This is a genomic window from Bradyrhizobium genosp. SA-3, assembly GCF_004212635.1.
GTDB lineage: Bacteria > Pseudomonadota > Alphaproteobacteria > Rhizobiales > Xanthobacteraceae > Bradyrhizobium.
This window is the reverse complement of record NZ_PSRT01000017.1, coordinates 1-12,222: the sequence shown is the minus strand read 5'-3', so window position 1 is coordinate 12,222 and position 12,222 is coordinate 1. Positions and strand designations below refer to the sequence as shown.

The window sequence follows — 12,222 nt, the reverse complement described above, 5'->3', positions numbered from 1 at the left end:
GGCATCAGCTTTCCTGAGGGTCGAGCATTTGCGGCGGCTGCTGTTTCTCAACGGCATCAAGGCATTCGAGGCGGCGGCGCGGACCGGCAGCTTTGCCGCGGCCGGCGTCGAGCTCAACGTGTCGGCGGCCGCCGTCAGCCGCATGGTGCATCTGTTGGAACAGCGACTCGGCCTCGCGCTGTTCGAGCGCAAGGCCAACAAGCTCGTGCTGACGCAGGCCGGCCGCGCCTATCAGAGCGGGCTGACGCCGATCTTCGATGCGCTGGCGAGCCTCACCGCGCAGGTGACGGCGCCCTCCAGCGTGCGCGTGCTCACCATCGGCGTCGGCCACACCTTTGCGATGCGCTGGCTGATCCCACGTCTGTCGGAGTTTCGCAGCGAGGAGCCGGACATCGAGGTGCGCTTCACCACCGGCGGCGCCTCGGTGCCATTTGGCGAGGACTGGAGCTGCGGCATCAAGCTCGGCACCGGCGACTGGCCCGGCCTCGTCGCCGAGCCGTTGTTCGCCGGCGACCTCACGCCGGTCTGCGTGCCGCGCCTCGCGAGCGGCCTGAAGCGGCCGACCGATCTGAGGGGACCGAGCCTGATCCGCGTCGCGCATTCGCCGGAGGATTGGCCGCTCTGGCTCAAGGCCGCGAACCTGGCGCGCATCAACGCACGCGGGCCTGAGTTCCAGTTCTACGGCCAGGCGCTCCAGGCCGCCGCCGACGGGCTCGGCATCGCCATGGGCATCCGGCCCTATATCGATGACGATCTCGCCGCCGGTCGGCTGGTGGCGCCATTCGATCTCTCGGTGCCTAAGGGCATGCGCTGGTACCTGCTCTACCGCAGTTTCCAGACCGAGCAACGCGACTTCGCCGCGTTTCGCCGCTGGATCATGCGCACGGCGTCGGAACCGGCGGCGCGTCCGGTGCGGCGGATCGGCCGTGCTGCGGCGCGGAACTGACGCGCTCGGCAAAAAAGCGCCGCGGCTTGTGAACGGCTTCACATCCTGAAATTGGCAAATGTGGTCCCCTGACCCTCCGAAAAGAAAAGTGGGACCTACAAGAATGACGACCCTTTACGACGGCTTTGACATCGAATCCTTCGAAGCTGGCAAGGGACTGTGGCACGCCCGGATCCGCGCGCCGATTTCAGCCCGGTTGCCATCGACGGCGTGCTGTTTCCGGCCATGGAAGTCGGCTTCGCCTGGCCTGATCGCGACGCTGCGATTGCCGATGCCAAGCACCACATCGATCGCTTCCGCCGGCGGGCCGACAGCGACGACGAATAGAGGAGCGGGTCTGCAACGGACCAGCGACAGGGCGGCGGGGGAACCGGTCATGTCAATCATCGAAGCCGACGGACTACGGCCGCGGATCTACTCCCGCGCCGTGCTGTCCAACTGCCCGGACTGCGACGGCGATCTCATGGTGCTCCGTGTGATCGGCGGCCGCGCCGGATGCGAGTACTGGACCATGTGCTGCAGCGATTGCGGCGGCATCCATCTCGACATCCTCAACCCGCATGTCGTGGGCGAGGACGATGGCGGGCCCCTGCCGGCCGCGTGAGGACAGGCCTGCTGCCAACCCGCTGTCAGCAGCCTGCATAGCGACGGCCATTCGCCCTTTCCTGAGAGGCGGACTCGTCCCATATTCGCCTCATGGCGAAGAAACCTGCATCCTCCGAAAAATCCGGCAAATCCCCGAAGACCAAGGCCCCGAACTCGAAGGCGCATCGCCCCGATGTGCAGCCGATCGGGCCGGCGCTGGCCGAGCTGCTCAATCCCGCGATCAATCGCGGCGATGCGGGCCTGGGATCGGGCACCGGCCTCCAGCCGCCGCCGGACAATTCGCGCGATCGCCGCGCCGGGGGCGAGGCCGCCGCGCATCGCGCGCGCGCCTCGACGCCGAAGGAGTTTCCGCAGGATACGGCCAAGAACATTGCAAAGCCGATGCCGCCGGGGGCCCCCACCGAAGGCTTCGACGAAGCACCGCAGGCCAACTACGGAACCTCGGCCACGATCCCGAAACTCGATCCGGAACTGGCCCGTCAGCTCGGTCTTCCAACTGAAGAGGACGATGCCGAGGCGCTGGCGCGACCACCGCGCAGCAAGATGGAGGCGCTGGGCGTCAAGGCCACCGCGGATGCGCTGGAGGCGCTGATCCGCGAGGGCCGCCCGGAATTCCGCAAGGACGATGGCTCGATGCGGGTCTGGACGCCGCACCGGCCGCCGCGCCCGGAAAAATCCGAAGGCGGCGTGCGCTTCGAAATCAAGTCTGAATATGAGCCCAAGGGCGACCAGCCGACCGCGATCGCTGAGCTGGTCGAGGGCGTCAATCGCAACGACCGTTCGCAGGTGCTGCTCGGCGTCACCGGCTCGGGCAAGACCTACACCATGGCCAAGGTGATCGAGGCGACGCAGCGCCCCGCCCTGATCCTCGCGCCGAACAAGACGCTCGCTGCCCAGCTCTATGGCGAGTTCAAGAATTTCTTCCCGGACAACGCGGTCGAGTATTTCGTCTCCTATTACGACTACTACCAGCCGGAAGCCTACGTCCCGCGCACCGACACCTATATCGAGAAGGATTCCTCGATCAACGAGCAGATCGACCGCATGCGCCACTCGGCGACGCGCGCGTTGCTCGAACGCGACGACGTCATCATCGTCGCCTCGGTGTCCTGCATCTACGGTATCGGCTCGGTCGAAACCTACACCGCGATGACGTTCGCGCTGAAGAAGGGCGAGCGCATCGACCAGCGCCAGCTCATCGCCGACCTCGTCGCGCTCCAGTACAAGCGCACCCAGGCGGATTTCACCCGCGGCACGTTCCGCGTCCGCGGCGACGTCATCGACATCTTCCCCGCGCACTATGAGGATCGCGCCTGGCGCGTGAACCTGTTCGGCGACAACATCGAAAACATCGAGGAGTTCGATCCGCTCACCGGCCACAAGCAGGACGAGCTCGAATTCATCAAGATGTACGCCAACTCGCACTATGTGACGCCGCGGCCGACGCTGGTGCAGGCGATCAAGTCGATCAAGTTCGAGTTGAAGCAGCGGCTCGACCAGCTCCACGACCAGGGGCGTCTTCTGGAGGCGCAGCGGCTGGAGCAGCGCACCACCTTCGACCTCGAGATGATGGAGGCGACGGGGAGCTGCGCCGGCATCGAGAACTATTCGCGCTATCTGACCGGCCGCCGCCCCGGCGAGCCGCCGCCGACGCTGTTCGAATACGTCCCCGACAACGCGCTGATCTTCGCCGACGAGAGCCACGTCACCATCCCGCAGATCGGCGCCATGTTCCGCGGCGACTTCCGCCGCAAGGCGACGCTGGCCGAGTACGGTTTCCGCCTGCCCTCCTGCATGGACAACCGCCCCTTGCGCTTCGAGGAGTGGGACATGATGCGGCCGCAGACGGTTGCGGTGTCGGCGACGCCGAGCGGCTGGGAGCTGAACGAGAGCGGCGGCGTGTTCGTCGAGCAGGTGATCCGCCCCACCGGGCTTATTGATCCTCCCGTCGATATTCGCCCCGCCCGCACCCAGGTCGACGATCTCGTCGGCGAGGTCCGCGCCACCGCGCAGGCCGGCTATCGCTCGCTGATCACCGTGCTGACCAAACGCATGGCGGAGGACCTCACCGAATATCTGCACGAGCAGGGCATCCGCGTCCGCTACATGCACTCCGACATCGACACCATCGAGCGCATCGAGATCATCAGGGATCTCCGCCTCGGCGCCTTCGACGCGCTGGTCGGCATCAACCTCTTGCGCGAAGGCCTCGACATTCCCGAATGCGCGCTGGTCGCCATTCTCGACGCCGACAAGGAAGGTTTTCTGCGCAGCGAGACCTCGCTGATCCAGACCATCGGCCGCGCCGCGCGCAACGTCGACGGCAAGGTGATCCTCTATGCCGACCAGATGACCGGCTCGATGGAGCGCGCCATCGCGGAGACCAACCGCCGCCGCGAGAAGCAGGTCGAGTACAACACCGCCAACGGCATCACGCCGGAGAGCGTGAAGAAGCAGATCGGCGACATCCTCAACTCGGTCTACGAGCGCGACCACGTGCTGGTCGAGGTCGGCGGCCACGACATGACCGACGACGTCATCTCGATCGGCCACAATTTCGAAGCCGTACTCGCCGATCTCGAGACCCGCATGCGCGAGGCCGCCGCCGATCTGAACTTCGAGGAAGCCGCGCGCCTGCGCGACGAAGTCAAGCGCCTGCGCGCCACCGAGCTCGCGGTGGTCGACGATCCCACCGCCAAGCAGCGCACCGTGCAGGGCAAGGCCGGCGCCTATGCCGGAGCGAAGAAATACGGCGACGCCGCCAACCTCCCGGTCAGCGCGATGAAGAACAAGAGCGCCGCAACGGCGCTCAAGGCCGGCGGCGGCAAGGGCTCCCGCGTGCACAAGCCGCATCTCGACGAGATGCACGGCCCGGAATCCCTCCCCTACCGCGAGACCCCGAGCCTGCCGTCAAAGCCGTTCGGCAGCACCAGCCGCATCATCCAGCCGACAGACTCGAGGCAATCGGGGCCGGAGTTCGGGCCTGCGCCGAAGTCGACGGGCGGGGCGCCGGGGCGAAGGGGTGGGTGGAAGAAGAGGTAGCGCGGCGCATCCGCGCGAGTGGTGCCTATGGATTCCGGGCTCGCCGCTTTGCGGCGCCCCGGAATGACGAGGAGAGATTTGCCCCCTCACCCCACGCTCGCCGTCACCACGGCCATCACCGACAGTAGCAGCACGATGGTCACGAGCTGGAGCGAGGCGACGGGCTGGGTGCGCCAGGCGGTGATCTTGTCGGACAGCGACAGATGGGCCTCGAAGAATTTTGGCTCGTAGACGGTTTTGAAGAAGGCGGGGAAGCTCGGGCCCAGGGTCACCGCGAGTAGCGCGTGCGCGAGCGAGGCGATGGCGGGGTCGCCGACGAGATCGTGGTTACCGACGAGCTTGAGCAGGAAGGCGGCGGCGGCGAATGTCGGGAAGCTCTGGAGGGTCGCGGTCAGCGCGAGGCCTTCGAGCGCGTTATGCAGGCGGGACTTTCTGGCGGCGGCGATGGTGGCCATGGCACGTTTCCCTGATGACATGGGGATGACGTTAACGGCGGTGTCAAAGGGGTGATGTGAGATGGGTCACGCGGCCCCTTCGCCTCGCCCCGCTTGCGGGGAGAGGTCGATCGCGTAGCGATCGGGTGAGGGGGAGCCTCCGCGAGTCCAACTGTCACCGTCCCCGGAGAGGCTCCCCCTCACCCCAACCCTCTCCCCGCAAGCGGGGCGAGGGAGCGTATGCGGCTCCATGCGCGTTGCGCGCCATGCGACCGAAGACGGCAGGAATTCGTGCCGCGAGGCCGCTACTCAAAGATTGTAGGTACCGCCACACAACATTCGGGGTAATGGGTCCTGACCTTCGCCAGGACGACACCGGAGATGGGGCGCGCGATCGCGATGTGATGGAACCCGCGCGGCGCGAACCGGGAAAATACGGGGTTCTGTTGTAAATCTCACAAAACGCGTTCAATTGTGCATTGCGAAAACGTGAATTGCGTTTTGACCGAAATCCCGTAGTTATTCGTATACGAACGAGTTGAGCCCCGGCACCTTTACTGTGCATGGGGTTGTTTTCCGTTTTTTTGCAAGCCAGCTTCAGGACTGCCCCCAAATGACAGAGCACAGCCTCTGGCGTTTCTCGCGCGCGTTGCACCGCGCGATCAACGACCGGCATTTCAGGGATATCGAGGCCCTGATCGACGAGGACATCGAGTGGGCGCTGTACGGCCCGATCGACATGTTTCCATTCCTCGGCGCACGGCAGGGCAAGGACGCCGTGCTCGACGTCATCCGCCAACTCGCCGACAATTTCCATGTGCGCCGCTTCGATCGCGAGAGCATCATGCTCGGCGTCGATTCCGCCGCCTCGATGCTGCGCTATTCGCTGACGGCGCTCGATTCCAACAAGCCGATCAGCTTGCGCGTGGCGCAGTTCGCCCAGTTCAGGGCGGGCAAGCTCGTCAGCATGCGGGTGCTGATCGACACCTTCGACCTGGTCGAGCAGGCACTCGGCCGCGCCATTCATCTGCCGAAGATGAGCCGGGCCGGCTGAGGGGGACGCCAACGGGTCCCGCTTGTCGGGACCGATGACGACACTCACATGACGCCCTGGCCTCCAGCCCCGCCGGATGCGGCCGTGTCAGAAGCTCGTCGTCGGGCGCGCGCCTGTCGCGCGGCCCGTTGGTTCGTCATTCCGCGGCGAGCCGTCACAATTTCGCGACGATGAATCAGCATGTTTCGCGCGGAATGGCGCATGGCCGAAGGCCGATATATATTATCGAAAAGCATGCGCTGGGGTTCGCGGGCAGGACTATGGAATTCTCGACAGGGTTTGGCTGGACCAGGCTGCCGTTGCTGGCGGCCGCCTTCATCTTGGGCTCGGTGTTAACGGTCTCGGCGCAGATCATTCCGCCCACAGCGGCCGCGCCTGACGACGAGGCCGAGACCGCGGCGACGGAGGCCCCCGACGTCAACGACCCCGATGTGCTCAAAGGCATCGACGTCGACAAGCTCGACTGGAGCCAGCTCGCGGTCGATGCCGGCACCGGCATTGACCCCATGGCCACCAAGAAGCGCGCGCAGGCCGCGGCCAAGGATGGCCTGGACTGGTCGTCGAACCACAATGCAAACGGCTCCTCGGCGGTGACGGTGAAGCAATCCGTGTTCTCGTTCTGGGATACGCGGATCGGCGCCGACATGACGGTGACGAGCGAGCCGCGGACGATGTCCGAGCTGCTGGCGCAGAAGGCCACCAATGGCGGCAGCCTGCCGCAATCCTCCGGCAGCGCCTGGGCCGCCGCGACCGCGCCGGGCGCGGGCTCGATCTGGGACAAGACCGCAGTGGAAGCCCGGGTCGACCCCGGCGCTGAACAGAGCAAGATCGGGGCCTCGCTGACCAAGTCGGTCCCGCTGTCCGGCGACACGTCGCTGACGCTCCAGAACGGCTACAGCGTCAATCAGCAGGGCACGACCGCCGTCCCCGGCATCGGCGGCCACATCACGCGAAATTACGAGACCGACCAGACCGCCAAGATCACCCTCACCGACACCGGCACCAGCATTACCGCCGGCCAGACGCTGTCGACCACCGACGACAAATGGCTGCGCAAGTTCGGCGCCGAGCAGAAGCTGTTCGACAACGTCACCGTCTCCGGCTCGGTCGGCGAGACCTCGCAAGGCGCGCTCAACAAAAGCCTGACGGCCGGGTTCAAGAAGAGCTGGTAGGGCGAGCCTCCACTCTCTCCCCTCATCCTGAGGGCGCTCCGAAGGAGCGCGTCTCAAAGGATCGAGGCCTCGCTGCGACAGCGGGGCCTGCATGGTTCGAGACGCGCGCGAAGGGCGCGCTCCTCACCATGAGGGGATAGATAGGTTTGCCGTCGCGGCTGCCCTATTCACACTCTCCTAACCATACGCCACGGCAAAACCCCCGAATGGTCCGCCCTTGCCGCATCTCGGCCCATTTGCGGTCAAAATCGGGCGCCCTAGTCGCCAAAACAGACGTCGTCGTGCGGGGGACACTCGCGCCGCGCTCAAACGCGAAAAGGGGAATAACGATGAACGCCATCCGTCCGGAAAAGACCGAAACCACCGAGACCGAGACCGTCGACAACAACCTCGCCGCCGTGACCGAGGTCGAGGCCGGCATCCGCGATTTCGTCCGCAACGACATCGCCTATCTGCGCCGCCCGTCAGCGACGACCACAGACGCGCCGCCGCTCGATCCGAGCGCGGAAGCCACCGTCAACAACGTCAACTCGCTGATCCAGCGCGTCGCCGGAACCTCGCTGGCCGAGATCGAGAATTTGATCTCCGAGCTCGAGAGCCTGCGCGACCTGCTCCATGCCGAAGGCCAGCGCGTCCAGCGCGAGATCTCCGGCTACGCCCAGCTCAGCCAGGCCGCGATGAAGTCGACCCGCATGATCGCCGACAACGTCGCGCAGTGGAAACGCGCCGCCGACGGCCTGCGCAACAGCTGATCGCAAGCACAAGCATCACTGGCCGCCGCGTCCCGTAAGGGCGCGGCGGTTTTGATTTGAGGGATCTCGTGCCCCGGGCGCGGTGCGGCACGCAGTGACGCGCCGCAGAATCGGGGCCCATCGTTCGGATGAATGCGCGGCGTGATGGGTCCCGGCTCTGCGCAGCAGCGTTGCACGCTGCAGCGCGTCCGGGACACGAGAGTGAAGTTTGAACCCTCCACCCCTCCCCAGCGACGAATGCCAAGCGCCGCAGCCTTTTTCGGCCGGGCCCGGGGACATGTCATGGAAAGCATTCGGCCCGACAACACGGACCCTATATCATTGCGGCCCGCGCCCAATCAGCTCGGCACGATCATGCTGCGCTTTGTCGGATTGCTGGCGGTTGCGATCGCGGTGCTGGCTTACGTCTATAGCCGCTGACACGGGGCCGGACGCGGCCCCGGACAATGAGCGAACTCTTATTGCGCGGCTTCCACGGTCGAGGCTTCCAGGGTGTAGGCGCCATCGGCATAGCCCTTCACCACCATGCCGGCGACCAGCATCACGGCCAGCGTCGCGGTCGCGAAGATGAATCCCACAAACTTGAGTGCGCCGCGATCTGCCATGGTCCTCGTCCCCTGTCCTCTGCCAATTCGTTTCAAATAGACAGCGACAGGTTCATAATTAGTTAGCAACTCGGTGGTTCCGCGAAACTGCTTTGCGGTAACCATGTTGCGCAGGCTTATGGCAGCCGCCCGGAATCGCGTCCATAGCGCGGGGGCAACACTCGCGCACTCAATTGGACCGTTCATCTTGGAACAGGTCTAACCACCCTTCCGCATCGGCACGAAGGCGGTGGCGGTGATCGAGTAGACCTCCTCGCCGCGCTGGTTGGTGCCGGTGGTGCGGGCCGTCAAGATGCCCCAGCCGGGACGCGAAGCAGATGTGCGCTTGTCGATGACGACGCTGACGTAACTGACGGTGTCGCCGGCGAGCACCGGCCTGATCCAGCGCAGGTCGCGAAAGCCCGGCGACGGGCCCCACACCGCAACCTCCTCGCCGCGCGAAGCGGCCTCACGCGCCAGGCGCTGGCCGTCGGCGACAAGCAGGCTCATGCAAGCGGAGCCGACATGCCAACCGGAGGCGGCGAGCCCGCCGAACAGCGAGTTCTTGCCTTCCTCTTCGTCGAGGTGAAAGCGCTGTGGGTCGAACTTCGCGGCGAAGGTCTTGATCGACTCCGCCGTGAACGTATAGGTGCCGATCTCACGGCGCTGGCCGATCTCGATGTCCTCGAAGAACCGCATCAGGCCATCCCCTCGCGCCGCTTGATCAGGATCGGCGAGGTCATCTCGGCGAGGGCCTGCCCCGCCGCGTTGCGCGCGGTGCATTTGAACTTGACGATGCCGAGCTCCGGGCGGCTCTTCGAGGTGCGCGCCTCCACGACGTCGACGTCGAGCATGAGGTCGTCGCCGGGCCGGAGCGGAGACAACCAGCGCACCTCGTCGACACCGGGCGAGCCGAGCGAAGCGGCGCGCGTGATAAAACCGTCGGCCATCATCCGCATCATCAGCGAACAGAGGTGCCAGCCCGAGCCGGACAGGCCGCGCAGCATGCTTCTCGCCGCGGCCTCCTCATCGAGGTGCATCGGCTGCGGATCGAACTCGGCGGCAAAGGCCAAAATCTCGTCGCGCGTGACACGGCGCGGGCCGAACGTTCCGAACCGCCCGGGCGGGAAATCTTCGAAGGTCAGGGTCATCTTGGGATTGGTTCGTGGAAATGACAGATTGTGGCCGCACTTTACGGCAATCTCAACCCGCGGGCCCGCATGGCTCGTGCTACATTCGGCGCAGCGGGGTTGGTCTTGAGTCGGATCAACCGGGGGTCAGGATCGTTGAGCAAGGCCCAATTTGGCAAGGCCGCTTTGCCCTGGGGAGAGCGATGTTTTCATTCAGCGACCTGTTTCAATGGGACCGCTTCATCACACCGACGATCATCAAGACCTTCTACTGGCTGGTGATCGCGCTGATCTGCCTGTTCGGCCTCTCCGGCATCTTCTCCGGCTTGGCTGCGATGGCGATCAGTCCGTTCGGCGGCTTCCTGGTGCTGCTGTCGTCGATCGCGAGCGTCGTCGTCGGCGTGGTGTTCTCGCGCATCCTCGCCGAGCTGATCCTGATCGTCTTCCGCATCAACGAGCATCTCGGCGCGATCAGGGACCAGGGCAGCGGGACGCGGTGAGGACGACGCAGGTGCCGTAGGGTGGGTTAGCCGAAGGCGTAACCCACCAACTTCGTTCGGCAAACGCGGAAGCATGGTGGGTTACGCCTTCGACTGCGCTTCGCGCAGCCGAGGGCTAACCCACTCTACGAATCTATCGAGATCTTACGTATTAAACCTGAAATGCATCACGTCGCCGTCGGCGACGACGTATTCCTTGCCTTCGAGCCGGAGCTTGCCGGCATCGCGGGCGCCGGCTTCGCCGCCGAGGGCGACGTAGTCCTCATACGCGATGGTCTCGGCGCGAATGAAACCCTTCTCGAAGTCGGTGTGGATCACACCGGCCGCCGCCGGCGCCTTGGTGCCGCGATGGATGGTCCAGGCGCGCGCTTCCTTCGGCCCCACCGTGAAATAGGTGATGAGGTCGAGCAGCGTGTAGCCCGCGCGGATCAGGCGGTCGAGACCGGCTTCTTCGAGACCCAGCGTCTCCAGGAAATCAGCGCGTTCTTCTCGCGAGATGGTCGCGATTTCCGACTCGATCTTGGCGGAAATGACGACGGCGACGGCGCCTTCCTTGGCGGCCTGCTCCTGCACGGCCTTGGAGAACGAATTGCCTGTTGCGGCCGAGCCTTCCTCGACGTTGCAGACGTAGAGCACGGGCTTTGATGAGAGCAGCCCCAGCATGGAGAAGGCGCGCTCCTCCTCGGCCTTGCGCTCGACGAGACGGGCAGGCTTGCCTTCGCGCAGCAGCACCAGCGTGCGGTTGACGAGGTCGAGCTGTTCCTTGGCGTCCTTGTCGTTGCCCTTGGCTTTCTTGGAGAGGTTGTCGACACGCTTCTCGAGGCTGTCGAGGTCGGCGAGCATCAGCTCGGTCTCGATGGTCTCGATGTCGGCGAGCGGGGCGATCTTGCCCTCGACATGGGTGATGTCGGAATCCTCAAAGCAGCGCACGACATGCGCGATCGCGTCGACCTCGCGGATGTTGGCCAGGAACTGGTTGCCGAGGCCTTCGCCCTTGGAGGCGCCGCGCACGAGGCCGGCGATGTCGACGAAGGTCAATCGCGTCGGGATGATCTGCCCCGACTTGGCGATGGCCGCGAGCTTCTCCTGCCGCGGATCGGGCACGGCGACTTCGCCGACATTCGGCTCGATCGTGCAGAACGGATAGTTCGCGGCCTGCGCCGCGGCCGTCTCGGTCAGCGCATTGAACAAGGTCGATTTGCCGACATTGGGCAACCCGACAATCCCGCATTTGAATCCCACGAGCGTTATTCCTTGCCGTTCTCGTCCTTGGTCAAAAATCCCTTCGCCTGCATGGCGAGATGCACTCTGTTGGCGAAGGTCGCGTCCGTGCCCTTGGCGATCAGCGCCGCGTGCTCGGCAACCGCGTCGCACAGCGTCGCCACCCACTCGTTATCGGCCTTGGCGAAGTCCGACAGCACGTGGCCATGCACCAGGTCCTTGATGCCGGGATGACCGATGCCGAGCCGCACCCGGCGATAATCGTTGCCGATATGGGCCGAGATCGACCGCAGGCCGTTGTGCCCGGCGATGCCGCCGCCGATCTTCACCCGCACCTTGCCCGGCGGCAGCTCGAGCTCGTCATGGAACACGGTGACGTCGCCCAGAGCGATCTTGAAGAAGCTTGCCGCCTCCTGCACGGCGCGACCGGACTCGTTCATGTAGGTCGTGGGCTTGAGCAGGATCACGCGCTCGGTGCCGAGCGCACCTTCCGAGGTCTCGCCCTGAAAGCGGCGGCGCCATGGCGCAAAGCCATGACGCCGCGCGATCTCGTCGACGGCCATGAAGCCGATATTGTGCCGGTTACGTGCGTATTTCGCGCCGGGATTGCCGAGCCCAACAAAGAGTCGCATGACGCGGCGCGCCCCTCGCTCGGCGCGCGATCAAGGACCGCGCGCCAGCTTTGAGAGATTACTTCTTCTTGTCGCCGCCGGCCGGAGCCTTGGCAGCCGCTGCCGGAGCAGCAGCACCCGCAGCCGGAGCAGCCGCAGCCGGCGCAGCA

Annotated in this window: 14 protein-coding genes and 1 pseudogene; 9 read left to right on the top strand and 6 right to left on the bottom strand. The window is 65.3% G+C overall.

Features of this window, described 5'->3' with window-relative positions; genetic code table 11:
- Positions 1 to 28 precede the first annotated feature (28 nt).
- The 4 genes and pseudogenes from CWO91_RS07830 to uvrB all read left to right on the top strand — a co-directional run bounded on the left by CWO91_RS07830 (position 29) and on the right by uvrB (position 4,594).
- On the top strand, positions 29 to 946 hold the full coding sequence (locus CWO91_RS07830; RefSeq protein ID WP_130213007.1) for a LysR substrate-binding domain-containing protein: 918 nt from the start codon (positions 29 to 31) through the stop codon (positions 944 to 946).
- Positions 947 to 1,049: 103 nt separating this feature from the next.
- Positions 1,050 to 1,273 (top strand): annotated as a pseudogene (locus tag CWO91_RS07825) (hypothetical protein).
- A gap of 49 nt (positions 1,274 to 1,322) precedes the next feature.
- Positions 1,323 to 1,550 (top strand): hypothetical protein, encoded by a 228-nt coding sequence (locus tag CWO91_RS07820; protein ID WP_130212952.1) that lies wholly within the window; start codon positions 1,323 to 1,325, stop codon positions 1,548 to 1,550.
- 92 nt (positions 1,551 to 1,642) lie between these two features.
- Positions 1,643 to 4,594, top strand: a complete 2,952-nt coding sequence (gene uvrB, locus CWO91_RS07815) for an excinuclease ABC subunit UvrB (protein WP_130212951.1) — start codon at positions 1,643 to 1,645, stop codon at positions 4,592 to 4,594.
- A gap of 86 nt (positions 4,595 to 4,680) precedes the next feature.
- On the opposite strand, the gene CWO91_RS07810 is transcribed toward uvrB, so the two are convergent.
- Entirely contained in the window at positions 4,681 to 5,049 is a 369-nt protein-coding gene (locus CWO91_RS07810; protein ID WP_130212950.1) for a hypothetical protein, read from the bottom strand.
- Between the two features lie 592 nt (positions 5,050 to 5,641).
- On the opposite strand from CWO91_RS07810, the gene CWO91_RS07805 reads away from it, so the two are divergent.
- The 4 genes from CWO91_RS07805 (at position 5,642) to CWO91_RS42775 (ending at position 8,426) form a co-directional block, all read left to right on the top strand.
- Entirely contained in the window at positions 5,642 to 6,082 is a 441-nt protein-coding gene (locus CWO91_RS07805) for a nuclear transport factor 2 family protein (RefSeq protein WP_130212949.1), read from the top strand.
- 260 nt (positions 6,083 to 6,342) lie between these two features.
- Positions 6,343 to 7,254: a hypothetical protein gene (locus CWO91_RS07800; protein ID WP_130212948.1), complete on the top strand. Its 912-nt coding sequence runs from the start codon at positions 6,343 to 6,345 to the stop codon at positions 7,252 to 7,254.
- Between the two features lie 329 nt (positions 7,255 to 7,583).
- Positions 7,584 to 8,006 carry a hypothetical protein gene (locus tag CWO91_RS07795; RefSeq protein ID WP_130212947.1) on the top strand — a complete coding sequence of 141 codons (423 nt, stop codon included), beginning with the start codon at positions 7,584 to 7,586 and terminating at the stop codon, positions 8,004 to 8,006.
- Positions 8,007 to 8,288: 282 nt separating this feature from the next.
- Positions 8,289 to 8,426, top strand: a complete 138-nt coding sequence (locus tag CWO91_RS42775; protein ID WP_165405296.1) for a hypothetical protein — start codon at positions 8,289 to 8,291, stop codon at positions 8,424 to 8,426.
- A gap of 38 nt (positions 8,427 to 8,464) precedes the next feature.
- Here CWO91_RS42775 and CWO91_RS42770 read toward each other — a convergent pair whose 3' ends face one another.
- The 3 genes from CWO91_RS42770 to CWO91_RS07785 all read right to left on the bottom strand — a co-directional run bounded on the left by CWO91_RS42770 (position 8,465) and on the right by CWO91_RS07785 (position 9,741).
- The gene (locus CWO91_RS42770; protein ID WP_165405295.1) at positions 8,465 to 8,611 is read right to left on the bottom strand and encodes a hypothetical protein; all 147 of its coding nucleotides are present in this window, start codon (positions 8,609 to 8,611) and stop codon (positions 8,465 to 8,467) included.
- A 198-nt stretch (positions 8,612 to 8,809) separates the two neighbouring features.
- Positions 8,810 to 9,289 carry a MaoC family dehydratase gene (locus CWO91_RS07790; protein WP_130212946.1) on the bottom strand — a complete coding sequence of 160 codons (480 nt, stop codon included), beginning with the start codon at positions 9,287 to 9,289 and terminating at the stop codon, positions 8,810 to 8,812.
- On the bottom strand, positions 9,289 to 9,741 hold the full coding sequence (locus CWO91_RS07785) for a MaoC family dehydratase (RefSeq protein WP_130212945.1): 453 nt from the start codon (positions 9,739 to 9,741) through the stop codon (positions 9,289 to 9,291). Before CWO91_RS07785 ends, CWO91_RS07790 begins: the two co-directional genes overlap by 1 nt.
- A 182-nt stretch (positions 9,742 to 9,923) precedes the next feature.
- On the opposite strand from CWO91_RS07785, the gene CWO91_RS07780 reads away from it, so the two are divergent.
- Positions 9,924 to 10,220: a DUF4282 domain-containing protein gene (locus tag CWO91_RS07780; RefSeq protein ID WP_091886710.1), complete on the top strand. Its 297-nt coding sequence runs from the start codon at positions 9,924 to 9,926 to the stop codon at positions 10,218 to 10,220.
- A gap of 144 nt (positions 10,221 to 10,364) precedes the next feature.
- Here CWO91_RS07780 and ychF read toward each other — a convergent pair whose 3' ends face one another.
- Positions 10,365 to 11,462: a redox-regulated ATPase YchF gene (gene ychF, locus CWO91_RS07775; protein ID WP_130212944.1), complete on the bottom strand. Its 1,098-nt coding sequence runs from the start codon at positions 11,460 to 11,462 to the stop codon at positions 10,365 to 10,367.
- 5 nt (positions 11,463 to 11,467) lie between these two features.
- Complete coding sequence (gene pth / locus CWO91_RS07770; RefSeq protein WP_130212943.1) at positions 11,468 to 12,073, bottom strand: aminoacyl-tRNA hydrolase; 606 nt, start codon at positions 12,071 to 12,073, stop codon at positions 11,468 to 11,470.
- Positions 12,074 to 12,222: the final 149 nt, after the last annotated feature.

Coding starts and splice junctions, on each gene's coding strand:
- CWO91_RS42775 (WP_165405296.1), top strand. CDS start 8,289: ATGGAAAGCATTCGGCCCGACAACACGGACCCTATATCATTGCGGCCC.
- CWO91_RS07790 (WP_130212946.1), bottom strand. CDS start 9,289: ATGCGGTTCTTCGAGGACATCGAGATCGGCCAGCGCCGTGAGATCGGC.
- pth (WP_130212943.1), bottom strand. CDS start 12,073: ATGCGACTCTTTGTTGGGCTCGGCAATCCCGGCGCGAAATACGCACGT.
- CWO91_RS07810 (WP_130212950.1), bottom strand. CDS start 5,049: ATGGCCACCATCGCCGCCGCCAGAAAGTCCCGCCTGCATAACGCGCTC.
- CWO91_RS07780 (WP_091886710.1), top strand. CDS start 9,924: ATGTTTTCATTCAGCGACCTGTTTCAATGGGACCGCTTCATCACACCG.
- CWO91_RS07805 (WP_130212949.1), top strand. CDS start 5,642: ATGACAGAGCACAGCCTCTGGCGTTTCTCGCGCGCGTTGCACCGCGCG.
- uvrB (WP_130212951.1), top strand. CDS start 1,643: ATGGCGAAGAAACCTGCATCCTCCGAAAAATCCGGCAAATCCCCGAAG.
- CWO91_RS07800 (WP_130212948.1), top strand. CDS start 6,343: ATGGAATTCTCGACAGGGTTTGGCTGGACCAGGCTGCCGTTGCTGGCG.
- CWO91_RS07785 (WP_130212945.1), bottom strand. CDS start 9,741: ATGACCCTGACCTTCGAAGATTTCCCGCCCGGGCGGTTCGGAACGTTC.
- CWO91_RS42770 (WP_165405295.1), bottom strand. CDS start 8,611: ATGGCAGATCGCGGCGCACTCAAGTTTGTGGGATTCATCTTCGCGACC.
- CWO91_RS07820 (WP_130212952.1), top strand. CDS start 1,323: ATGTCAATCATCGAAGCCGACGGACTACGGCCGCGGATCTACTCCCGC.
- CWO91_RS07795 (WP_130212947.1), top strand. CDS start 7,584: ATGAACGCCATCCGTCCGGAAAAGACCGAAACCACCGAGACCGAGACC.